At 62.1% G+C, this 22,711-nt stretch carries 22 protein-coding genes and 1 other RNA gene; 11 read left to right on the top strand and 12 right to left on the bottom strand.

The window, feature by feature from the left end; all coding sequences use genetic code 11:
* Positions 1 to 53 precede the first annotated feature (53 nt).
* Positions 54 to 659 (bottom strand): hypothetical protein, encoded by a 606-nt coding sequence (locus tag AZH53_RS09480; RefSeq protein WP_319643277.1) that lies wholly within the window; start codon positions 657 to 659, stop codon positions 54 to 56.
* A 137-nt stretch (positions 660 to 796) separates the two neighbouring features.
* Between AZH53_RS09480 and AZH53_RS09475 the strand changes: the two genes are divergently transcribed.
* The 3 genes from AZH53_RS09475 to AZH53_RS09465 all read left to right on the top strand — a co-directional run bounded on the left by AZH53_RS09475 (position 797) and on the right by AZH53_RS09465 (position 4,454).
* The gene (locus AZH53_RS09475) at positions 797 to 1,678 is read left to right on the top strand and encodes a bile acid:sodium symporter family protein (protein ID WP_319643276.1); all 882 of its coding nucleotides are present in this window, start codon (positions 797 to 799) and stop codon (positions 1,676 to 1,678) included.
* 218 nt (positions 1,679 to 1,896) lie between these two features.
* A complete protein-coding gene (locus tag AZH53_RS09470) occupies positions 1,897 to 2,472 on the top strand; it encodes a class I SAM-dependent methyltransferase (protein WP_319643275.1) in 576 nt (191 codons plus the stop codon).
* 296 nt (positions 2,473 to 2,768) lie between these two features.
* The gene (locus AZH53_RS09465; RefSeq protein ID WP_319643274.1) at positions 2,769 to 4,454 is read left to right on the top strand and encodes an MFS transporter; all 1,686 of its coding nucleotides are present in this window, start codon (positions 2,769 to 2,771) and stop codon (positions 4,452 to 4,454) included.
* Between the two features lie 56 nt (positions 4,455 to 4,510).
* Here AZH53_RS09465 and AZH53_RS09460 read toward each other — a convergent pair whose 3' ends face one another.
* A complete protein-coding gene (locus AZH53_RS09460) occupies positions 4,511 to 4,729 on the bottom strand; it encodes a hypothetical protein (RefSeq protein ID WP_319643273.1) in 219 nt (72 codons plus the stop codon).
* Positions 4,730 to 4,835: 106 nt separating this feature from the next.
* Here AZH53_RS09460 and AZH53_RS09455 point away from each other — a divergent pair, with 106 nt between their 5' ends.
* Positions 4,836 to 5,435 carry a GNAT family N-acetyltransferase gene (locus tag AZH53_RS09455; protein ID WP_319643272.1) on the top strand — a complete coding sequence of 200 codons (600 nt, stop codon included), beginning with the start codon at positions 4,836 to 4,838 and terminating at the stop codon, positions 5,433 to 5,435.
* A gap of 35 nt (positions 5,436 to 5,470) precedes the next feature.
* Here the strand turns inward: AZH53_RS09455 and AZH53_RS09450 are convergent, their stop codons facing one another.
* Positions 5,471 to 6,115 (bottom strand): NAD(P)H-dependent oxidoreductase, encoded by a 645-nt coding sequence (locus AZH53_RS09450; protein ID WP_319643271.1) that lies wholly within the window; start codon positions 6,113 to 6,115, stop codon positions 5,471 to 5,473.
* Between the two features lie 166 nt (positions 6,116 to 6,281).
* On the opposite strand from AZH53_RS09450, the gene AZH53_RS09445 reads away from it, so the two are divergent.
* Together AZH53_RS09445 and AZH53_RS09440 are read left to right on the top strand one after the other, a co-directional pair.
* Positions 6,282 to 6,851 carry a Yip1 family protein gene (locus tag AZH53_RS09445; RefSeq protein WP_319643270.1) on the top strand — a complete coding sequence of 190 codons (570 nt, stop codon included), beginning with the start codon at positions 6,282 to 6,284 and terminating at the stop codon, positions 6,849 to 6,851.
* Positions 6,852 to 6,933: 82 nt separating this feature from the next.
* On the top strand, positions 6,934 to 7,887 hold the full coding sequence (locus AZH53_RS09440; protein ID WP_319643269.1) for an MBL fold metallo-hydrolase: 954 nt from the start codon (positions 6,934 to 6,936) through the stop codon (positions 7,885 to 7,887).
* A gap of 91 nt (positions 7,888 to 7,978) precedes the next feature.
* Here AZH53_RS09440 and AZH53_RS09435 read toward each other — a convergent pair whose 3' ends face one another.
* Positions 7,979 to 8,917, bottom strand: coding sequence for a metallophosphoesterase (locus AZH53_RS09435; protein ID WP_319643268.1), 939 nt, complete (start codon positions 8,915 to 8,917; stop codon positions 7,979 to 7,981).
* A 112-nt stretch (positions 8,918 to 9,029) separates the two neighbouring features.
* On the opposite strand from AZH53_RS09435, the gene AZH53_RS09430 reads away from it, so the two are divergent.
* From AZH53_RS09430 to AZH53_RS09420, 3 genes are all read left to right on the top strand, one after another.
* The gene (locus AZH53_RS09430; RefSeq protein ID WP_319643267.1) at positions 9,030 to 10,052 is read left to right on the top strand and encodes a hypothetical protein; all 1,023 of its coding nucleotides are present in this window, start codon (positions 9,030 to 9,032) and stop codon (positions 10,050 to 10,052) included.
* 12 nt (positions 10,053 to 10,064) lie between these two features.
* Positions 10,065 to 10,376: signal recognition particle sRNA (gene ffs, locus AZH53_RS09425), an RNA gene on the top strand.
* 23 nt (positions 10,377 to 10,399) lie between these two features.
* Positions 10,400 to 11,356: a malate dehydrogenase gene (locus AZH53_RS09420; protein WP_319643266.1), complete on the top strand. Its 957-nt coding sequence runs from the start codon at positions 10,400 to 10,402 to the stop codon at positions 11,354 to 11,356.
* 67 nt (positions 11,357 to 11,423) lie between these two features.
* Here AZH53_RS09420 and AZH53_RS09415 read toward each other — a convergent pair whose 3' ends face one another.
* From AZH53_RS09415 to AZH53_RS09400, 4 genes are all read right to left on the bottom strand, one after another.
* Positions 11,424 to 13,175, bottom strand: coding sequence for a PAS domain S-box protein (locus AZH53_RS09415; protein WP_319643265.1), 1,752 nt, complete (start codon positions 13,173 to 13,175; stop codon positions 11,424 to 11,426).
* Between the two features lie 157 nt (positions 13,176 to 13,332).
* Positions 13,333 to 13,590, bottom strand: a complete 258-nt coding sequence (locus tag AZH53_RS09410) for an elongation factor 1-beta (RefSeq protein ID WP_319643264.1) — start codon at positions 13,588 to 13,590, stop codon at positions 13,333 to 13,335.
* A gap of 3 nt (positions 13,591 to 13,593) precedes the next feature.
* A complete protein-coding gene (locus tag AZH53_RS09405; RefSeq protein WP_319643263.1) occupies positions 13,594 to 13,755 on the bottom strand; it encodes a zinc finger domain-containing protein in 162 nt (53 codons plus the stop codon).
* Positions 13,756 to 13,811: 56 nt separating this feature from the next.
* Positions 13,812 to 14,474, bottom strand: a complete 663-nt coding sequence (locus AZH53_RS09400; RefSeq protein ID WP_319643262.1) for an amino acid kinase family protein — start codon at positions 14,472 to 14,474, stop codon at positions 13,812 to 13,814.
* A 125-nt stretch (positions 14,475 to 14,599) separates the two neighbouring features.
* On the opposite strand from AZH53_RS09400, the gene AZH53_RS09395 reads away from it, so the two are divergent.
* Together AZH53_RS09395 and AZH53_RS09390 are read left to right on the top strand one after the other, a co-directional pair.
* Complete coding sequence (locus AZH53_RS09395) at positions 14,600 to 16,297, top strand: phospholipase D-like domain-containing protein (protein WP_319643261.1); 1,698 nt, start codon at positions 14,600 to 14,602, stop codon at positions 16,295 to 16,297.
* On the top strand, positions 16,294 to 16,962 hold the full coding sequence (locus tag AZH53_RS09390) for a hypothetical protein (protein WP_319643260.1): 669 nt from the start codon (positions 16,294 to 16,296) through the stop codon (positions 16,960 to 16,962). The genes AZH53_RS09395 and AZH53_RS09390 overlap by 4 nt, the downstream gene beginning before the upstream one ends.
* Before the next feature lie 240 nt (positions 16,963 to 17,202).
* Here the strand turns inward: AZH53_RS09390 and wtpA are convergent, their stop codons facing one another.
* The 4 genes from wtpA to AZH53_RS09370 are packed head-to-tail and all read right to left on the bottom strand — an operon-like array spanning position 17,203 to position 22,703.
* The gene (gene wtpA / locus AZH53_RS09385) at positions 17,203 to 18,210 is read right to left on the bottom strand and encodes a tungstate ABC transporter substrate-binding protein WtpA (protein ID WP_319643259.1); all 1,008 of its coding nucleotides are present in this window, start codon (positions 18,208 to 18,210) and stop codon (positions 17,203 to 17,205) included.
* A gap of 1 nt (position 18,211) precedes the next feature.
* A complete protein-coding gene (locus AZH53_RS09380; RefSeq protein WP_319643258.1) occupies positions 18,212 to 18,775 on the bottom strand; it encodes a molybdopterin-dependent oxidoreductase in 564 nt (187 codons plus the stop codon).
* Positions 18,772 to 19,632 carry an argininosuccinate synthase gene (locus tag AZH53_RS09375; RefSeq protein WP_319643257.1) on the bottom strand — a complete coding sequence of 287 codons (861 nt, stop codon included), beginning with the start codon at positions 19,630 to 19,632 and terminating at the stop codon, positions 18,772 to 18,774. Before AZH53_RS09375 ends, AZH53_RS09380 begins: the two co-directional genes overlap by 4 nt.
* Positions 19,629 to 22,703 carry a PEGA domain-containing protein gene (locus AZH53_RS09370; RefSeq protein ID WP_319643256.1) on the bottom strand — a complete coding sequence of 1,025 codons (3,075 nt, stop codon included), beginning with the start codon at positions 22,701 to 22,703 and terminating at the stop codon, positions 19,629 to 19,631. The genes AZH53_RS09375 and AZH53_RS09370 overlap by 4 nt, the downstream gene beginning before the upstream one ends.
* Positions 22,704 to 22,711: the final 8 nt, after the last annotated feature.

Here is a 22,711-nt window from a genome sequence, read left to right as displayed (position 1 = left end):
CACTGGTTAAGGGAACAGACACACTCCATTCCCTTATCCTCCATGACAATTTTTTATTCACTCAGGGAGCCCGTGATCTCTTCTTTCCGGTGGTGTTTGAAGTAGAAGACGCCCATGATGGCGACGAGGATGGAGCCTGCGAGGACGAACATCATATCGAGCATCGTATCGGTGAGGCCGTTTTGCATCGGACCGGCAAGCGACCCTCCAAAGAACGTGTCGATCAGGAATTCGTAGATCTCCCAGAACCCCCCGAGCGCCATCCCGAAGATGATGGTAAAACCTACGATGAAGGGGGCGGTGAGGTTCATCTTCCAGTACTTGTCGAGGAAGACGACGCCCAGAAAGCCCAGCAGGGCGACGGCGGTCCCCGAGACGAGGTGGGCCACCTTGTCGTAGTACGGGTAGTAGAGCTCATAGTACCCCTGGATATAGCCTGCCGTATGGAACCATAACGCAAGGGCGATCAGGAAGAAGACGAACCAGGGCAGGTGGATGTTCATCCGCTGGGCGACCACGTACGGGACGAGAGTGAAGATGAACATGATGAGTGCGGAGAAGAAACCGACCAGATTTCCGGTAAAGAATGCATACACACAGTTCAGACCGATGAGCGCCTGAAAGAAGTATGCAAGGTACATGCCATACTGCTTTTCCATGCCCAGAAATCCATTTTGTAGTATTTATATTTATTCACAAATCCCGCACAACGGCCAATGATGGCAAATAAATCCGATATAATCCGCCCGATTTGCAAATAATCGATAAACCGGCATTATTATAGGAATTCCGCCCTATGCCAGTACAAATGCTTCCGGATGTGGGCCTGTCACTGCCGCTTGAGATCTCCATCTATCTCTTTCTGGTCCTCACGATGTTCTCGATGGGGCTTGCCCTTACGACCCGCCGGATAGTGGAACCGCTCCGCCAGCGCCGCCTGATGGGCACGGCCTTTCTGGTCAATCTCCTCCTCATCCCCATGGCGGCGATCCTCGTCGTACGGCTTCTTCCCATGGATGCGGCGGTGGCGGCGGGCATCCTCATCGTCGCCTGCGCACCGGGATCGACGATCGGCCCGAAGCTCGCGGAGTTCTCGAAGGGCAACATCTCGCTTGCGATCAGCATCATGTTCTTTTTGAGCGTCCTTGCCATCTTCACGACGCCTGCGACCCTCACCCTCATCCTGCCGGGCGCCATCGTCGAGCGGGTGGACTTCGTCGATGTGATGACGACCCTTACCATCTTCATCATGGTCCCGATGATGGCGGGCCTTGCGATCAACACGTGGGCCGAATCGTTCGCCGACAGGATCCGGTACGGGGCGTTTCTCCTCTCGAACCTCTCCATCGTCCTCGTCGGCATCATCTTCATCACCGTGCAGATCACGGGCGAAGTGAGGTTCTACGACATGTTCCTCAAGGTCGGCATAACGGCCCTTCTCGCCGTCCTCCTCATCGTCGCCGCCTCGATGCTCCTCGGCTACTTCCTCGCGGGCCCGGATCGCGAAAACCGGCAGGTCCTCGCGACCTCGTCGGCGAACCGGAAACCTCGGCGTCTCCCTCCTCGTCGGGGCCTCGGCCCTCGCCGCCTACGGCGAGGCCTTCATCATCATCATCGTCTATGCAATCGTGCAGACGATTGTATCAGGGCTGATCGCGGTGAAGTGGGGGCGGATTGAGCGGAGGAGGCGGAAGCTGGAAGCGGCCGGATTACCTCCGGATGCTCCGGGATGAACCCAAAAAATACGGACGCACTTCATGAGTGAGGCCACCGTCAGGACCATAATAATATGATTTCCCACCCTATGCCGGAAAAGACAGGTACGGACGGACGGACGATGAATCGAATGAGGGTGGCAATGATGCCTGATGCCATATCAGGCCGGGGTGATGCCGTATGAGTTATGAAAACCCGGGCCTCCCTGATGTAGCAGTGGAGGATCTGCTATTATACCGGCTGGGTGGGGGGTTCTACCGTACCTATCTGGCAACCACCGGCCTTACCGCCGACGAGCGGGTCCTTGAGTTCGGGTGCGGCGGAGGGACGATGTCCCGGCATATCCTCGCCCGGCTTGGTGGGGACGGGCGACTGACCTGCGTGGACATATCCGCATTCTGGATGGAAAAGGCAATGAAGCGGCTTTCAGGCGATTCGCGGGCCACCTTCATCTGTGGCGATATTACGACAACCCCTCTGCCGGACGACGAATACGATGTTATTTTCATCCACATTGTGCTCCATGACGTCCCCGCCGCCGACCGGAAGGCGATCGCCACCGCCCTCGCCTCTCACCTTGCACCCGGCGGAAGAATATGCATACGCGAACCCATCAATAGGAACCATGGCATGCCTCCATCCGAGATCCGGGCCCTCATGCAGGCCGCAGGACTGGTGGAAGTGGAGGGAACCGCGGCTGCATCGAGTTCGATTTTATTTGGGCACTTGTTTTCCGGGGAGTTTCGGCGGCCGTAAGAGGAGTAACACCCCCTCTCCCGCCCGCCCTTCGGCCGGGCTCCTCCTCCCCCTGAAGGGGGAGGCAGTCATTGTGATAGTCCCTGTTCTGGAATCATTCCACATACTTCCAATAATCAAGCAGACAAAAAAACAGCTCGCCGATGAAGGGGCTATCGCAAAAGCTGGGGGGCTGCCGGGGGGACCGCAGGTCCCCCATGGCTTATCACCGTCCATCAGTTCTGAACACATTACCACCCCCCCAAACCCATAAATACCCAGCCCCGAATTATTCCGCATCAGCACGCGGAGACATCATGATACACCTGTTCGGTCGCACAAAGAAGGAAGAATCGGCGTCCGGGGCATCCGGGGAGAATGCGGGCGAAACCGGACAGCCCGGGGGGGCCGCGGGTGCCGGCGGGGCCGCCCCTGCGGTGGGGGCGGCGGCAACGGACGGCCGCAAGTGGGGCGTTCTTGCCATCATCTCCATGGCGGTCTTTATCATGGTCATCGACACCACCATCATGAACGTCTCCATCTCCGCCCTCGTCGTCGACCTGAACACCGACGTGCCGACCATCCAGGCGATCATCGCCATCTATGCCCTGACGATGGCGTCCTTCATGCTCATCGGCGGCAAGCTGCAGGACGTCCTCGGGCGGAAGAAGGCGTTTCTCATCGGGGTCGGCATCTACGGGGTCGGCACCTTTACCGCCTCGATGAGCTGGAACGCGGCCGTCCTCCTCATCGGCTGGTCCATCTTCGAGGGGCTGGGGGCGATTCTCATGATGCCCGCGACGACGACGTTTCTGACCTCCACCTACCAGGGGCGCGACCGTGCCGTCGCGTTCGGGGTGTGGGGCGGCATCGGCGCCGCGGGCGCCGCGTTCGGGCCGATCATCGGCGGGTATCTCACCACGTTCTACAGCTGGCGCTGGGCCTTTCGGATCGAACTCCTCGTCGTCATCATCATCCTTCTCATGTCCTATCTCCTCACCGACTCCCGCCCGACCCTGAAGTGGCGCGACCTCGATGTCGTCGGCACCCTCCTCTCCTTTGCGGGACTCTGTGCGATCGTAATGGGCATCCTCCTCCTGCGCAACTACGAGCTCTGGCAGTACATCTCCACCCTCATCGGCGCAGGCCTCCTCCTTATGGGAGTCTTTTTCCTCTGGCAGAAGCGGCGCAAGACGAAGGGCCGGGTCCCCCTCGTCGACGTTGCCATCTTCCGGAGCCGGTCCTTCGTCCTCGGCAACAGCATCTGTGTCCTCCAGAACCTCACGCTGGCCGGGTTCTTCTTCATCATCCCGGTCTTCTACCAGCAGGTGACGGGCATCTCCGCCTTCGAGACCGGGCTCCTCCTCCTTCCGATATCGATTGCGATCTTCATCTTCTCGATCGCCGGCGCCCGTCTTGCCGCATTCCTTTCCCCGAAGCACCTCATCATGATAGGCCTCCTCCTGGGAATCACCGGATCATTCATGCTCCGGGGCATCTTCGGGCTTGATACCGGCTCCGCCGAATTTATCCCCGGCTCCGTCGTCTTCGGGATAGGAAGCGGCATAATCCTCTCGCAGGTGACGAACCTCACCCTCTCAGCCGTCCCCGACAGGCATGCGACCGATGCCGCAGGGGTCCTGAACACCCTTCGCCAGCTCGGCACCTCGCTCGGTACGGCGCTCATCGGGGTGATCCTCATCATCTTCATCTACACGGGCATCATCGGCGAGATAGAGCATCAGGCGGCAATCGCCGGCATTCCCACAGAAGAAGTGGCAGCCGGGCTGCATGGCTGGGTGGATAAGATGCAGACCGGCACACCGGACCTTGTCGTCCCCGATGCGGTTCTCGCGCAACTCACCGAGATCATCAATTCCGCCATCAGCGCAGGTATGCTCCACTGCTTCGATGCGATCGCCATCTTCCTCGGCATCGCCTTTCTGGCGGCCCTCTTCCTGCCCCGGCGGGCGCAGCCGGCAGGCCGGGAAGAAGAGCCCTGAAATCCCCGCCGATGCGGGACATTCTCTTTTTCCCGCAGGAGCAGTCACCCCCCACCCTATTTCTCATCGGGAAGACGATAGCAGACCGCGGGATTGAACCCGCCGGATGGCCCGGATGCGGGAACCGTCCCTGCGGCATACACCATCTCCCCCTCCCGCTCGTCCAGAATCCGTGCGATCACGTCATTGTACGGCTCCCGCGGGTGGACCTTGCAGCGGTCGAGCCGGTCCTTGAGCTCCCGCGTCACCTTGATCGTCGTGGCGGCAGGTTTCATTATACCTCGGTATACCCAAGTATACCATAAACCCTTTCCGGGACCCCCGCCACCCATCACCGGAGCGATCACAACACTCATTAGACCGCCGCCCCGAAACAACAGCATGAAGACCGCGTGGTCGTCCGACCGCCTCACCTACACCTTCTGCACCCGTCCCGACCTTCCGGAGATCGCGGCGATGCTCGTAAAACCGACGGTCTGCGAGTGGCTCTTCTTCGGCCCCAACCCGCCGGAGGTGACCCACGCCTACTTCGAACCGCTCATCGACGGCATGGCGGAGGCGCTGGCCGAGGGCACCCCCCCGAAGAGCTACGTCTTCACCGTCCGCACCCGTCCGGGCCCGGAAGGGACGAGCGCCTTCGTCGGCCAGTGCGCCATCGTGGAGGACGACTTCTCCGAGGGGGCCTACCTCATCGGCTACCAGACGGACGATACGCAATGGGGGAAGGGATACGGGACCGAGATGTGCCGGTTTCTCGTCTGGTTCGCCTTCACCCTTGCAGGCGCCTACCGCCTCAACGGCGACTGTGCGGCGGGCAACGTCGCATCGGTGAAGATTATGGAGGGATGCGGGTTCGTCCGCGAGGGGCGCCAGCGCAAGTTCTGGCACGTCCGCGGGGGCTACCATGACCGCCTCCTCTACGGCCTCCTCGCAGATGATCTGCCGTCGGGCCTGCCGCCGTGGCAGGGACTTTTTTCCTGAACCGCGCCCGTTTCAGTGATAAAAAGAGAGAACAATCAGGCGACCGAGAGGAGATACTCCTCCCACCGGTCGAGTTCCGCCTCCACCTGGAACTCCTCCATCTCCCCCGCGTTGAAGACATAGAACGAGGGCACCACCTCCATCCCGCAGAACTCGAAGGTGTTGTGCCAGAGGCTCTTCAGGTGCAGGTTCAGGTCGCCGTGCGGGCCGTCCTCCGTATAGAGGTCCGCCGATGACCCCATGGTGGTCGAGATCATCGCCTTCTTCCCCTTCAGGAGACCATCGGCGTAGATCATCCCGTTCGGGAGGTCGACGACGAAGCCCTGGACAAAGACCCGGTCAAACCACCCCTTCAGGATGGCAGGCATCGAGCTCCACCAGATGGGGAACTGGAAGAGGAGCATGTCCGCCCACTTCACCTTCGCAATCTCCGCCATGACGTCCGGGGCGAGTTTGCCCCGGACAAAGCCCGCCATCATCTCATTGGGAATCGAGAAGAAACTCCTGCTGCAGGGGTCGGGGAAGTCGTCCTGGTCCAGCGCCGCCTTGAACTTCATCGCATAGAGATCCGATACCTTCACCTCGTGCCCCGCTTTCAGGAGTACATCGACCGCCCGGTCCTTCATCGCCGCATTGAAGGAGGCCGGATAGGGATGTGCATAGACTATCAGTACATTCACGCCTTATCACCTCGGTAATGAACGGGAATGGGAATGCAGGTTTATCAATCTTTCCGCCCCCTTCCCCCCCCCCTTAGTTCTGCATCCATTCCGCCTCCATTCTGCAGGATAACAGCCAATCGGGAAGGTGCGAGGTATAAATATCCCCTGTTCAAACCTTTGAAGCATGGAAATATCCTATATCGACAAGATCAAGGGGTTCCTCTTGGACCCCGTCGCAACCCTCGTCGCACACCGGGGCGAGGCGCTGGAGGACGCATTCAAATATCTCGTAGTCCTCCTCGTCATCTTCGCCGTCCTGCAGGCACTCTTCACCTCCGTCTTCATCGGGGCGATGGCCTTCCCCGGCATGACCGTTGCCGTCTTCGCCCTTCTCGGAATCGTCTTCGGCATCGTGGGCGGTCTTCTCGGCTTTGTCATCGGCGGCGTCATCCTGCACCTCTTCGTCCTCATCGTCGGGGGACGGATGGGCCTGTCCGCGACCCTGAAGGCGGTCATCTATGCGGCGACACCGGGTCTCCTCTTCGGCTGGATCCCGTTCGTCGGCTTCATCGCCTCCCTCTGGGCCCTCGTCCTCGAGGTGCTCGCCATCCGCGAACTCCACGAGATCTCCACCGCCCGTGCGGTCTTTGCGGTCGTCATCCCGTTCGCCCTTGTCGTCATCCTCGCAATCCTCGCGATCGGCTTTTTCACGATCGCCTCGGTTACCTCCGGCCCGGTGATGGGGCCCTACTAATTCTTTTTTTCGACACTTTCCGCCCCTAACGTCTGCTCCGCCGCCAGAAACCTTATCCTCCCTCCCCTGCCAATTCCGCAGTATGCAGATCGCCGTCATCGGGACCGAATCCCTCGGGGTGCGGGCCCTCTGCTGTGTGGTACAGGCCGCCGGCCGACGCATCCTCATCGATCCCGGTGTCGCCCTCGGGTATATGCGAAACGGCCGCCTCCCCCACCCCCGGCAGGTGGCGGTCGGCGCAGCCGTCCGGGAGCGGATCCTTGCGGAGGTGCCCCGTGCAACCGACATCGTCATCAGCCACTACCACGGCGACCACGTCCCCCTCAAAGACGCCAACCCCTTCCAGCTCCCGCTCGCCCGCGTCCCGCCCCTTCCAGACCGCATCCGGCTCTGGTGCAAGGGCGAAGAGGGCCTCTCCCCCCTCTCGCTCGGGCGGCGGGAGGACCTTGCGGCGCATCTCGGAAGGGAGCCTGCCCCGGCGGAGGAGACCGGCGACGATGTCCTTTGCTTCTCCCGCCCCGTCCTCCACGGAACGCCGGCATCGCACACCGGCACCGTCATGATGACCTGCATCCGTGACGGGGCGGGTACCTTCGTCCACGCCTCCGATATTCAGATGCTCAACCGGGAGGCGGTCGATATCATCCTTGGCTGGCAGCCCGACACCGTGCTCGCCGCAGGTCCGCCCCTCTATCTCCGGCGGCTCTGTGCAGATGAACTGGCCGCAGCACGGGAGAACGTCCTCGCCCTCGCGGCGTCCGTTTCCACCCTCATCCTCGACCACCACCTGCTCCGCTCGCGAGAGGGGTGGCGCTGGCTAAAGGAACTGGACACGGAGGCGGAGGGGAGGGTCTGCCCGGCGGCGGAATATATGGGCCGGACGCCGCTTCTCATGGAGGCGGACCGAAGGGAGCTCTACGAAAGGTATCCGGTTCCGCCCCGCTGGCACGACGACTATGCGAGGGGGATGGCGGAGACCGCGGCGTTTCTGGACGGGGAGCTGGAACGGGAAATCGAGCTGATACGAAGGGACTGAGAGCCAGCGGCAAAGAGGATATTTCGTACTAAAAACAGGAGAATATGGTGCCGGGACGGCCGGCAGAAGGTTCCGAAAATATTGTCCGGATTTACGCCGTCAGCACCGTCGCCCCTTCAATCGGGGAGGACGGATTGATCACGACGATCTCCGGCGGGGCGCTGGAGCGGATGTCGACGCCCACGAGGCTGGAGGAGCCGATGCCGCGGGTGATGAAGGTGGGCGTCCCCTCCCCGTCACAGAACCCGGCGATGTCGACGATCGCGGTCTCATCGAGGAGGTTGATGCCCGCCGAGCTGAACTGGCCGCCGTGGAGGTGGCCCGCGAGGATTAGGTCCGCGTCCCAGTTCGCCCGTGCGCCCGGTTCATGGATCATATAGATGGTGTAGGCATCCGTCCCGGGCACGTCCGGCGGGTCGGCAAGGCCCGCCCAGGCATCGTCCACGCCCACGAGGAGGAGCGGGGTGCCGTCCACATCGATGAGCCGGTACTCGTTTCGCAGCACATCGACGCCGTAGGACTCGAGCTCGTCTTCGACCGCGTCACCGAACGCAAAGTCGATGAGCGGGTCGTCCGCGAGCATCGAGACGTCATAGCCCTCGACCGTGAGGTTCGCCTCCTGCATCGCCAGCATCTTCGCCGGGCCGTTGAGGCCATGCACCCCTGCCACATAGTCGTGGTTCCCGAGGATCGCGTAGACCGGAGCGTCCACCTCCTCCCAGATATACTGGTTCGAGAAGTCGAGCTCATCCTCGTCGGAGGTCACGAAATCACCGCCGATGAGGACGATGGAGGGTTCAAGGGCGTTGATCTCCTGAATCACCCCTTCCAGATACTCCACATTCCCGTCCTTGACATGGGGGTCGGCGATGAAGACGATGTCATTCGGTGCTCCGGGGAGTTCGAGCACGGTAATCTCCGGTGAACTGCCTTCGACTACCATCGCCCCCCCTGCTGCGGCGATGAGAAGCAGGCCGAAGGAGAAGACGAAGTAATGCTCTTTGAGAATACGGGGACCTCGGTCGATCATGGAATCTACTCGAGATCATTTAGGAAGAGCTATATATATTGAGTAGGTTTGTGGCAATCCCGCGGACCTCAGGCACCTATCCTTAAATCCGCATACCGCCTACCAAAAAACAATGGAGTGCCCCGTATGCGGCGGAGACTGCATCCGCCCCGCAGAAGAGCTGACCCGCGGACTTGAGGAGCGGTACGCCCCCTGTCCTGACTGCAGGGACACCGTCCTCCCGAAGACGGCGCCGCCGGCGTTCACCCGCCAGCCCCCGTGCTCCTGCGGGCGCCGGCCCCTCGACGAGATCGTCGCGGACATCTGGACCATCATGGCGGAGACCGGCGACCTTGCCCCCGACGACCCCCTCATGAACGCCGGGGTGCCGCTCATCGACCCCGGATGCGTCCTCGAGGCACCCCCCCATGTGGGCAAAGACGGCCTCGTCTTCCTCTCGAAGAAGGTGACGACGGCCTCGGCAGACCGCATCATCGCCGAAGTCGCCGAGGTGAAGGGTGTCGTCCGGGACTTCGGGGGGGTGCCGGGCCTCAAAGACATCGGCGGCGAGTGGCACACCCACGAGCTCCTCGCCGGCTGCGACGTTAGGGCCAACATCTTCGAGACCGAGAACGCACCGGTCGTCACCTACCTCCAGCAGTCGGTCTTCCATATCGAGTTTCCCCGGGCCTTCGACCCGAAGATCATCAACACCTCCATGCAGACCCTGATGCACGGCCCGGAGGTCTTCTTCGATGCCTGCTGCGGCGCCGGCCGCCTCACCCTCGCCGCCGCCCAGTACGGCATCCCGCAGGTCGTCATGAACGATGCATGGTACGGCGCGGCATACTGGGCGGCGGTCAACCTCGAGGTGAACAGAACGATGCTCGGCCTCGAAACCGTTGATTACTTCTTCAGCTATGACGAATGCCGCACGACACCGGTCCGGCGCGAACCGGTGCAGATCGCAGAGGCAAACGGCCCGGAGACGGCCTTTGCCGTCTGGCAGGGCGATTTCCGCCTCATCGGGCCGCATCTCCCCGACGGCCACCTTCTCACCGTACTGGATCTCTTCGGCAAGGAGGAGCACGAACGCATGGAGCGCGAGCAGGAAGACCTCCGGCAGCGCATAGGCGGCATTGTTTTTATCCCTTAGTGCGCACATTATACGGGGACTAGTCCGGGTGGTTAGGCGTCACCTGTAACCTGAAACCGCCGATATGCGGGGGACGAACACCGGGGGCGGCTCTGTCGATCTGCCCGAATCCTTCGTTCCTGACTGAGAAGCCTTGTCCTGTGAGGTCGATGGCGAAGATCCCTTCATTCCGGAGGGAGTGAACATCTTCTTGCTGCGGGGACCGGCCGAGGCCCGGAAGGGAGCAGGCTTACCGCGGACATCCGGCGCCCATGGGGGTGCGGGGTGGAGGATGGGACGGGGGAGGAATGCAGGCACGTATTGTCAACTCCGGAAGGTCCCCATATTATTATTCGGACTGATTATTCATGGCAAAAGTGACCATCATCGGCGCATCAGGCCATGTCGGCAGATACACAGCTCTCGCCGTATCCTATATTCCCTACGTGGACGAGATCGTCCTCTATGGCAGGGAAGGGAGCGAGGAAGTGCTGCACGGCCTTGCCTGTGACCTGCATGATTCCTTTGCCGCCCGCGGGACGACACTGGAAGTCAGTTTCTCCACCACCCCGAAGGACATCACGGGGTCCGACATCGTCATCCTCACCTCGGGGGTTCCCCGAAGGGATGGTCAGGACCGCATGGACCTTGCCCATGCAAACGCCCGGCTCGTCGCCCAGATGGCGGCGATGGTCGGATGGTACGCCCCCGAATGCCTCTTTCTCATCGTGACGAACCCGGTGGACGTGATGACGGCGGTGGCCCTGAAGTACTCGGGTATGAAGCCCAACCAGGTCTTCGGCCTCGGGACCCACCTCGACTCGATGCGTCTCAAGTGGAACATCGCCCACTTCTTCGGGGTGCATGTGAGCGAAGTGCACACCCGCATCATCGGCGAGCACGGCGACTCGATGGTCCCCCTCTGGTCCGCGACGACGATCGGTGGCATCTCCATCCAGAACCTGCCGCGCTTCGAGCACCTCCCCGAGGAGCGGATCATGAGGAACGTGAAGACCGCCGGGACCCACATCATCCGCCGCATCGGGGCGACCGTCTACGGGCCGGGCGATGCCATCTCCACGATCGTACGAACGGTCCTCGGCAACGAGAACCGTATCCTCACCGTCTCCGCCCAGATATCCTCCGAGATCGAGGGTGTCGCCGATGTCTGCATCGGTGTTCCCGCCAAGCTGAACAGGGCCGGGGTCTTCCCCGTTGCCATCACCATCGACGACAAGGAGGTCGGGGAGTTCACCGCATCGGCGGACAAGATACGGGGGATCACCAAGGAAGTGCTCGACAGACTCAGCGAAGAAGGGTGCTGAAAAAAGACGGGGAGATGATAAGAGCAGGACGCAGATGAGGCGTCGCTCTTCCCCCCTATATTCTGTTTTATTTAAACTCGTAGTATTTGCGCAGCCAGTCACGGATCTGCTCGGACTCGATCCAGCCCCGATCGAGCTGGTTCACGTAGCTGTCGATGAGGTCTGCCTGCGAGAGGATCTTGTCCACGACCTCCTGGTCCTCGATGTTGAGGATGGCAAGGCCCACGATCGCCTGGAGCGGATTTCTCAGATGGTCGTTGAGGATCGCAAACTGAACCATGTTCTGTTCTATCTGGGCGAATGCCTCGCCCTTCAGCCGTTCGATCGAGCGGCGTTCGGTGATGTCACGGGCCGTGGAGACAACCGCGGGTTCACCTTCCTTCAGGTAAATGTGGGCGCTGATCTCATAGGGCGTCGTCGCCCCGTCCTTTGCGACCAGTTCCGTTTCGTAGAGGAGCGTTTCGGTGGCCTCCAGCTGAGCAATCCGGTCTCTCATGACTTCGATATCCGTCGGCACCATGATCTCCGAGGGGCGCATCGTCAGAAACTCCTCCCGGGTGTACCCCAGCGAGGAGATCGCGGCATCGTTGATATCGATGAAGGTGCCAAGAAATGCATTCTTGTTCCCCTCGCCGTCCCCTTCACTGCCGAGACGGTTGACGAGCATGACATCCTTTGTCGAGTTGAAGATGAGCTGGTACTGCTTTTCGGTCTCGCTCAGGCGCCCCTTCAGATGGTTCTGGGAGGTCTCGAGTTCCCTGAGCATCACGTTGCAGGAACGCGACAGCGATGTGATCTCATCGTCCCCGTCCTCCGGCACCCGTGCGGAGAAGTCCCTCTCGTCGCCGATCTCCTCCATGCGCACGGAGAACGTCGAGAGCCGGGAGAAGACGAAGATATGAAGGAGCCCCAGAAGGATGACGCCGAAGACGAGCCCGGTCAGGAGAATCCACCCCATGAAGTAGGCGGTGGTCTTCTCCCCCTGCAGGGAGATGTCACGGGGCATCTCCACCTTCAGGATGACCGCCGGGTCGCCGTAGAGATCGTTGACGAAGACGTAGCCCTCCATCCTCTCGTCCGTCGGCGCCGTCAGCACCACAGGAGAATTGACACCAAGGAGATCCCCGCCATGCCAGTTTAGAAACGGCTGGCCCACATTCCCTGTCGCAAGCTCCGGACTGACGACCGCAACGAGCTCCTCATAGGTAAGGATGGTGATGGGAAAGAGGGAGAGGGACTCGAGCCGGGCGATCTCCTGTTCATCAAAGACCCGCCCCATCGAGATGGTGCCGAGAAGCGTCCCGTCCTTTGCGGTCACCTGCTGGGACGAGACCATATATGGCGTCCCCGAGAGCATCAGGACCCCCAAAACCCGGCCGTCGTCGATGGCCATCGCAGGAAAGGCATAGATGGAGTCGAGGTGGTGCTCAAGGGCCTCGCCCATCGGGGTGCCGGCTCCTTTCTCCCCATCGTAGGACCGCCCTTCGATGACGGCCCCCTCCACATCAGTCAGGACGATGAAGCTCACCCCCACCTGCTCAAAGGCGGCATCATCGATGAAAGGCGGCCCGTCCCCGGCTGCACCGGACATAAAACGGACGAGGTCGTCGCGGTGGGCCCACTCCATCGTGACGGAATGGAGCATATTCATATCAGAGGCAAGGATATAGGCAACCTTGTCGGTATCCTGCATCGCCTTTTCATCCTCAACGGCATTGAACCCCTCCTTGACGAAAAGCTCTGAAGCGGCAAAGATAACGATGACAAGAGCGACGATGACGGCCACGACCATCAGTGTCGTCTTCGAAGTAATTTTCAAACGCCACACCCACTGGTACAACAGCGTCGGCCGCACCCAACCTGACTGTTGCTGTTATAGAATACTCACGGTTATTTTTAATAAAGACTCCTCATTCCGGGAGAAAGGATAAAGAATGGTGCGAACGCGAAAGAAAAAAAAGGATATGATATCCGCTTCAGGTCAGGGTGACGGAGATGATCTCGGCGGACTCGACACCTTCGAGGGTGCGAAGGGTCTCTTCTGCCTCTTCGGTCGTACCCTCGCCGTCAGGGACGACGATGGCGAGCTTAAGACTGGAAAGACCAAATCCGATGGGTTCGACGACAACGTCCTGAGTACCGGGAAGCTTCTCACGGATGAGTGCCTCGAGTGCCGCGAGGTCGACCTCGGGGGACTCGGGCATCACCTTGATGATAACTGCGACGTCACCCATGTCTCAAGGCCCCACAAATCCGCATTTCTTGCATTCGTACTGGATACTCTGGTGCCTGCAGCTGTGGCACCGGTTGATGGTTTCCCTGCACTTCGGACATTCGAAGGTGGTCCAGCCGGCCTCGGCCAGGGGGACGTTGCAGGATGTGCATTTTTCTACCGCCATGTATTCTACCTCTTGGTATCAACTGAAAGTAACCAATAAATTCGCCCTGACGAGTCTTAAACTATTGGTTTGATATATGTCCCTGTGACATCGCCCCCGCCGAGGAATGATCGTACCCGTTCGGGCCGGCGGCCGCTCACGATAGCGGCGTGCACCCGGTGTGCAAAGAGATAGGGGAGGACGCAGGGGTCCACGACATCGGTGGCGACGGGTGCCGCAATCTCCGGCAGAACACCTCCCGACGGGGCGGGGATGCCGTCCACCGATTTGAGAAGGAGGAGCGGTGCCCCCCGCCGGTCCGCCACCCACGCTGCAATCGTATCCGATGTCACCTCCCATGTGTGGGGGAGGGGGTCCTCCTCCCTCAGGGGCCCGTAGGGGAGGAGGACGCAGACGCCACGGACAGGGTCGTCGAGACCGGCGGGCCGTGCCCCCGCCGCGGCCCAGCACCACGCCATCTGCTCCATCGCGGCGACGGCCATCCAGTGGGCCTCCTCGTCGGGAACGCCCGCATCGCGGACGGCGTCCGCAAACCGTCCCCCGCCGGGGACGATGAGGAGATCGCGGCCGCTCTCTGCAAGGACGGAGACGAGTTTTGGGATGCAGTCCATGAGACTTCCCCCCGCCTTGACGACGAGGAGCCCCTCGCGAAACGGCGCCATCATGGGAGAGGGGGAAGGGGGCTCACTCCGGGACGGGGGGGCGGACGGGCGGGTCATGATCTATCCGTTGTCCGTGATGCCTCATAACCGAGACGGCCGGCGTCCTCCCCCACCGCCCCGGGGGCAGGAGCGGGAACATCCATTCGGGAAAGCATTAACGGCCTTCCCTCCAACCGGATATCATGCGTATCCCCGCCACTGCGTTCGCACTCTGCGCCATTTTTCTTCTCTGCTGCATGCATGCCTCCGGAACGGTGATGATCACCGAAATCTGCCCGGATACGTGGCTCAAGGGAGAGGCCGACGAGTTCTTCGTCATCGGCGGCGGGAGCATGGACGGGGTGCTCGTCACCGACGGAGAGGGGTCCGTCCGGTTCCCCGCGGGGACGAGGGCGACGGTGCCCCTCACCTGTGCCGCCCAGGGCACCGCCTACCATGACGTCCACGGCAGATGGCCCGACTTCGAGTGGTACGACTCCTCCCCCGGCGTCCCGGACCTCGTCCGGACCGGGCAGTTCGCCCTCGGCAATGCCGGGGATACGGTGACGGTCCTCGTCCGTGGCACGGAGATTCAGTCCGTCGGGTGGCCGGACGATGTCGTCTGCCGGGAGGGGCAGGTACACGTGTACGAGGACGGCATGTGGGATAGGCGCCCGTACTTCATCGGACAGTCCCGGTTCGCCCCCGCGACCTATACCGGTGCGACGGTCACCGCCTTTGCATCCCCCGACTGTTCGCGCGAGGTCCTGACGGAGACCCTCGCATCCGCCGACACCTCCCTCCTGATCAACGTCTATGAGTTCACCGATGCAGACATCGCGGCCGCAGCGGCAAATGCCGCCGCAGGCGGCGCCACGGTCCGCGTCCTCCTCGAGGGCGGGCCCGTCGGCGGCATCCCCGAGGGCGAGGACGGCATCGCGTGGCTCCTCACCGGCGCGGGTGCGGAGGTCCTAACGATGGCGACGACGGACGAGGCTCATGCCCGGTACCGCTACGATCATGCGAAGTATGTCGTCGCCGACGGGGAGACGGTGCTTGTTACGACCGAGAATTTCGGGGCGAGCGGATTTCCCCCGGCAGGCACTGCAGGCAACCGCGGCTGGGGAGTGGTCGTCACCCACCCCGGCGTGGCGGACTACTTCACGACGGTCTTCGTTGACGATGCGGGCGGGCCTGATGCCGCCCCCTTCCCCGGAAGCCCCCCCGGGGACGCGGACGGAGGAGGCGACGGCTCCGTCTCCCGCACCCCGGAGTTCGGCCCCGCAACCTTCACCGGCGCCACGGTCACCCCCGTCCTTGCACCCGATACGGCCGGCCTCATCCCGGCGATGATCGAGGGGGCACAGGTCTCGGTCGACATCGAACAGGCGTACATCAGTGACTGGTCGGACGGGCGGGAGAATCCGTACCTCGCCGCGGCGGTGGCCGCCGCCGGGCGCGGCGTTCCGGTGCGCATCATCCTCGACAGCTACTGGTTCAACGTGGAAGGGGAGGACGACAACGACGAGATGGCGGCGGCCATCAACGCCCGGGCGGCGGCGGAGGGCCTGCCCCTCGAAGCCCGCCTTGCCCGCACGACGGATGATGACATCGTCAAGGTGCACACGAAGGGCGTCATCGTCGACGGGGAGGAGGTGCTCGTGTCGTCGATCAACTGGAACGAGCACTCCCCCTCCTTCAACCGGGAGGCGGGCGTCATCATCCGTCACCCCGGCGTCGGGGCGTACTTCACGGCGGTCTTCGAGGACGACTGGGAGGATGCGGCGGGCACCCCGTTCACCGGGACGGCGGACGCGGATGACCGGACCCTGCGCATCCTTGCGGCCGCAGGCATGCTCGCCTGCCTCGCCTGCTACTACGCATGGCGGCAGCGGCGATGACAATCGGGCCCGTTGTATGCCGGCACCGCCCATCCCCTCTCATCCACGCCGCTGACGAGGGGCTCACCGGCCTCGAACTGCTCATCCTCTGCGCCCTTGTTCTCTGCGGCCTGTACCTCGTCCTTCACCTGACGGTCCTCGCCCCGGCCGGGGGCGACGACCGCGGGGTCGTCGTGGGCGCAATGGAGGAGGGCGGAAGCCTCCTCATAGAGGACGGCGAGGTGTACGGCTTTGCGGACGATGGCGGGCCGTACGAAGGGGTGGCCGTCACCGGTGAAGGCGGCCTGCACCCGGATATGATGGGGGCGGTCCTCGTGAGTGTTCGCCTCGCGACCGGTGATCTGGGCGGGGTCGATCTGAGCAGCGCCACCGTGACGATGACCGCAGACGGCCGGACGGCACCCCTCTCCCTTTCCGCCGCCAACCGCCCCCTTGACCGTGGGCAGTGGACCGTCGCCTCGCGGTCCCATGTGATTCCCTTCCGGCAGGCGGACGATGACCTCGTCCTCGAGCCGAACGAAATCTTCGAAGTCCTCCTCTACCCCGAAGAGCGCCTCGCCCCGAACACCCGGTTCACGGTCGGCATCACCGCAGAGGGCGGGATGCCCTTCTCCCTGCGGCGGACCGTTCCCCCGGCGATACGTTCGGTAATGGATCTGGGGTGAAGAGGAACAGGGATCGGAACACCAGAAGAAAAAAAACGATAGCGCTCACCCCCGTCCCAAATACCACTACGTGGATCGATTCAAAGATAAACGATTCAAAACGAATGAAGCAGCCGGAACGGGAATATCGCAAAAAGCGGGGGGGCTGCCGGGGGGACCGCAGGTCCCCCATGGCTCAGCACCTCCAATGGATGTGGGCAAACGAAGAGAAACGGGCGAAAAACCCCACATCCATTCTCTTCAATACACCGCAGGCCACCCGTACCCGCCCTCACCGAACATCGCCGTCACGTACCCGGCAAACTCCTCTGCAAGCGCCGGGTTCGTCGCCCCCGCCGGCACCACGACACCATAGACCACCGGCACGCCGGTCCTGACGCTCCCGATACTACTGAAGCGCTGGAAACCAAGAGTCACCTCAACGGTCCGGTAATTCTCTGCATGGACCGGGGTGCTCAGGTCGATTGCCGGCGGAAGGGAGATGTACTGCAGGCCGTGCTCCTCTGCGACGCTCTTATACTCGAAGGCATAGTCGATGCCTCCCGACTCAAGGTGGGAGAGGAGAAAGATGCTCCCGTCCCTGATGACGAGTTTCGTCCCGTCCGGCTCGAGCACCTCCGGGAGGGTGACCCTCTGCACGCCGCCCGTTTCCGTCACCGTCAGGGCCGGGGCACAGTGGTCGCCGGCGATGCCCGCGAAGAGCCCCGCCTCGCCGTAGTACTCCTCTGCAAGGAGAAGAACCATCAACGCCCGGTACCCTGCGGCATCGAGCATCGGGTTCGAGAATCCCACCCGCACATCCGGGCGGGAGAGAACTTCATACCAGTTCTCAGCTGTGATCGCATCGCCGTACCGGCTCTGCGGGGTGTAGGCGACGACCACCGCATTGCGGGCGAACGGGGTATAGGAATCTGCATAGGCCTCACCGGTGCGTTCATCCTCCCGGTACATCATATCCGGAATGAGCGTCTCGTCAGCGACGATGACGACATCGAAGTCGCGGTGAAGGTCGGTCACCTGCCGGATGCACTGGATGGACCCGTGGCCCTCCACGCGGACGTCGACGCCCGGGTGGTCCGCCTCGAAGGCCGCCTCGACCTCCCCGAGGGGGCCGAGGACACTACCCGCCGCCACCACGTTGAGGACGACCGGCTCGTCCTCCCCGCCATTCCCCGTGCACCCGCAGGTCACCAGCATGCCGGCAAGGAGGAGCAGGAGGAGGGCGGCGGGGGCGGTCCGGTCGGTCACCTTACTTCACCTCGATCGCCGATACCCACTTCACCCAGGAACTTCCCTCGGTGATGACGCCTCCTTCATCAGTGGCAACGACGACCCGGAACGGCCCGCCATCGTCATAGGAGAGGGGCTGGCCGTCCTGTTCGTACATGAGGATGACAGTGAGCGGCGGAGACGGGATCTCCTTCAGATCCTCGTCGAAGGTGATGAACCCCTCGCCCATCACCTGATCGTAATCGAAGACCCACATATACCCGTCGTCCGCCGAGATCCAGGCCTGGTTCTCTTCTTCGAAGGAGCCGGAGAGGGTGATCAGGTCGATGAGGGGGACGCCCTTTGCCTGGTACGGCCCATACTTGATGCCGACGGTCGAGACGGCATATGCCATCCCTTCCCAGGCGGGCATCGTGGCGATATCATCGTAATCATAGGTGACGGAAGTGCCTCCGTGGATTATCGTGACCGTCCCCTCAAGCGGTTCGGGCGCCGCCGGTGCCGTCTGGCCGCTGTCCGTGCAGCCGCAGGCGGCGGCAAGGACGAGGAGGAGAAGGAGCGTCCACACCGGTGCCCGTTTCATGCCCCCACCCTCCTGAGGAGAAGGCCCGCTGCTGCAAGCCCCGCAAGGCCCGCGAGCGGAGCGGGAGACTCGGTCGGAACCGGTCCGTCCGCCGCACCGTCCTCGCCGGCGAGCGACTTGACGGGCGCCGTCCGGTCGCCGCTGTAGCCGCCGCGATAGAGGCGTACCTCGTCGACCCACTTGACGGTGAAGCCGTTTGTCGAGGGGCTCAGGTCATAGAAGTGCTGGGCCGAACCCGGCATCGTCTCGTGCATGTCCCAGTTGCCGTACACATGCAGGCCCTCCGCATTCGTGGAGGTGTCGGCGAAAAAGAGCAGGTGAATCCCGTTGTAGTAGTCGTCCGGCACGTAGCCGACGCCCTGCCGGGCACCATACTCCGCCTCCTCGCCGTTGTACCAGCAGAGGACCATCGGCCCCTGCCGCGGGTCGGGGGTGTAGATGTTCTCGTACGGGAAGACGACGTTGTACCCGTCGCCCGCCTTGATCATCACCTCATCGCCGGGGGCCGCACCGCCCACGAGGTCGCAGAGGTCGGCCACGTCCGTTCCCTTCGGGGCACCGTGGTCCTTGTAATTCGCGGTCTCGTTCTGGTCCCAGGCCACCATCGGGTCCTCGGAGAAGACCGGTCCCTGATGGTAGTAATGGGTCGTGCCGTCGCCGTAGACGGGAAGGTTCGCCTCCATCCAGCGGTAATCCACGTACTTCGTTGCAAGGATGGTTTCGTTTGCCCCGTCAAGGAGGGAAATGGTGATTCCCTCCGTCGGGGTGGCGGCAGCCGGTCCTACGCCCACACAGAGGAGTGCGAGAGAGAGTACCAGGATACAGGCGATTGATCGTACATTCATTTCTTTCATCATTCAATTTCCTCATTCGTTTCTGTCTGTCCATTGCCATTCTCATCCACGAGATCGTGGAAGATGCATACCCCCTCTGCCACGCCCCCGGGGATGACGGTCACATCAACCACCCGTGACGTATCTTCGAGAGTGAACCCGACCGCATAGGTCCCGATTGCCATCCCGGAGACGGTGCAGGGCGTCCGGCACCCGATGTATCTCCCGTAGAGGTAGACCTTGGCCCCCGCCGGATCCGAGGTGAGGCACATGTCGCCCGAAGCATAGGGGGCGAGCGTAAAACCGACCTCCTCATCGACGGCCCGGGGCAGGTCCACGAGTTGTATCTCCCGTGAATCCGGCAGGTAGCCGTCCAGGTGAATCGTTACGGTGTGAACTCCCGTCGAGAGCTTTTCGACGGTGGCAGGGGTATGAAGGCCGGTCGGATACCCGTCGACGAAGATCGCCGCCCCTTCCGGCTCCGACTGAACGCGAAGGGAACAGGGGGACGATGTCATACCTGCTGCCGGAAGGACAATCTCACCATTGCGGGGTGAGAACGGGACCATCACGGAGATGAATGCCCCGTCCGTCTGCGTCGCCACCCATGAAACGGGAGTGGTAAGGGTCACATCTTTCGGGGTTTCGTAGAGGGGGTAAGCGCCATTCAAGGTGAATTCCACCGGTTCCCCATCCGCAGAGCGTATCGTCACCTCCGATTCTATGGGATCCCCCACGAGGGTGAAGTCCACCGGGACAAGCATCCCGTCATGCACCCAGACATCGGAGGTTTCCGTCCGTCCGCTTGCGCTATGCCGTACGCTCACACGGTGCAACCCCTCTTTGAGCCCGGTGAAGAGGGCGGGGGTGGTATCCCCCGTCGCCTTCCCGTCGAGGGAGATGGCAGCACCGACGGGGACGGATGTGACATACATGCCCCGGGGAGGGATGGTGGCCCCGGTCTCCCGGTCCGCCGGAGTGGCCGTTTCCTCCGGGGTCGGTACAGCGGCCGCCGGCGTCTCCTCCTGAGGAGGGGAGGTCGGCACTTCCGCTACCGGAGTCGGCGAGGTTTCTGAATTGGGGCTGTCCTGTCCAAAGAGCCCTGCCAGCCATGAGAGGATTGCACCGAACCATCCTCCGTCATCGCGGGGTTCGGGGGTCTCTTCAGTGGCGAACGCGCCCTCCATACCTTCCACGTCGCCGGAGGCCCCACTCACGAGGAGAAGATGCATCAGCGCCTCCCCGTCACCATCTGCCATGAACACGGCTCCCGTCCCGGGAACAGGAACGGGGACAAACCGTACGAGCACCGCACGCGGCAAACGTTCCACACTCGCCGTTTCCAGCCGGTGATCCCCAAGGGAAAAGTCAGGCAGGACCGAATCCGGTTTGGTGGTGAGGAGTACCTCCATTGACACATTCCCCTCGTGTGCATACGCTGCAGAAGGAAGGGTGATCTCACCGATCACGCCCGATGCAGGGGTGACTCCTTCGAAGGTTGCATACCACCCGTTCCGGGGCCCCTCGCTTGCAGTGAGGACGGCAACGGCCCCGACGATCGCCGTATCGTTGCACCCGCCGGTCCCTGTCACCCTGACCCTGCCTGCCGGTGCTTCATAGATGCCCGTAACCGCCACCGTCTCTCCAGCGGGGCCGGTAACGGAACACCCGTAGTACTCTTTTGGAAAGAGAACGGTCTCGCCGGACTGCACCTCGAACTGTGGCTGAACCCCCTCGCCACGGGTGCTGTTGTACCCGTTGGAGAGGCAGATATAGAGGCGCCCGGCCGGAGAGACCGCTTCGACAGACGCTCCCGGAGTAAGAATGTTCCCCTCTCCATCGATCAGGGAGAGGGAGGGGAGGGATACATTCTCCCCCACGGTGCCGGGGCCGAAGGAACAGAGTGTTTCGTTGGTCCTGTCCGGAATTTCAGGGGCAATGACCGGAGACAGTGCAATCAGAATCTCCGCTCCCTCGCCGTCCTCCACCCGGAAATGTCGGGTTTCGGGGACATATCCTTCCGCCGTCACCGTCACCGAATGGTTTGCGACGGTGACGGCGCCCAACGCCACCCCGGCAGGGCGCCCGATATTCTCCCCATCAAGGAAGAACACGGCATCCTCCGGCCACGTCCTGACCATGAGTGGTGCATACAGCTCCTCAAGATCAAAATGCCACTGCGCCGTCCCGTCGGCCGGGACGGTGACCCAAACTTCGCGGGGAGACGCATATCCGTCCCGGACAACGGTCACCCCATAATCTCCAACGGGCAGATCCGCAATGCTCGCATTGGTGAGGTACTCCGTCTCCTCGCCGTCGAGAATTACGGCGGCTCCGGACGGACTCGAGGTGACATTCAGGCGGCCCATCTCGGGCTTCCATGTAAAGGAATCATCACTCCCACCCCCTCCGCTAACGGGGCCGACCCCCGAGGAACCGGGATAAATTTCAATGCGGGAGAGATACTGGACCGAGAGACCCGTTGTTGTGGGATACTTGTCAGTGGGACTCCCCCAGTACCAGTGCCAGTACTCTTCAGGCAGCGTTTCCTTCATATCGGTAATGCCGAATACGTGCCATCCGTCCGGATTCGTGGAGGTATCCGCAAAAAAGACGAGCCGCATGCCTTCAAAATAATTCGGGACATACCCGTAATCAGGACGGTACCATGTCACCACCGCCGTTCCCATACGGGATGGTGGGCGATATATCGCATCATACGGGAAATATTTGTAAAAACCGTCCGATGCAATGATTTTGACAGTATCTCCGTCGGACATGCCTCCCACGAGATCACAGAGGTCCCGCACCGCCGTCCCTTTCGCCGCGCCATAGTCCTTTGTCCGGTAGTTCACGGTCTCGGCAGGGTCCCAGTAATCATAGGTCTCACCGGGATGCACCCGTTCCCATTCGCCTTCAAATACGGGCCCCTGATGGTAGTAATGGGTCGTCCCGTCGCCCTGCACCGGCAGGTTTGCCTCCATCCACTCATAGGTGACGGTCTTCTCCTGCGCAACCGCGCCCGTCGATGTGTATCGCACAACCGTCAGTTCAGTCGTGGCGGCGGCTGCAGGAACAGTTGCGAGTACCAGCATCAGGAGGA

The organism is Methanovulcanius yangii, from assembly GCF_018687785.1.
GTDB lineage: Archaea > Halobacteriota > Methanomicrobia > Methanomicrobiales > Methanomicrobiaceae > Methanovulcanius > Methanovulcanius yangii.
The sequence above is the reverse complement of the archived record's forward strand: the minus strand, read 5'-3'. Positions and strand labels throughout refer to the sequence as shown.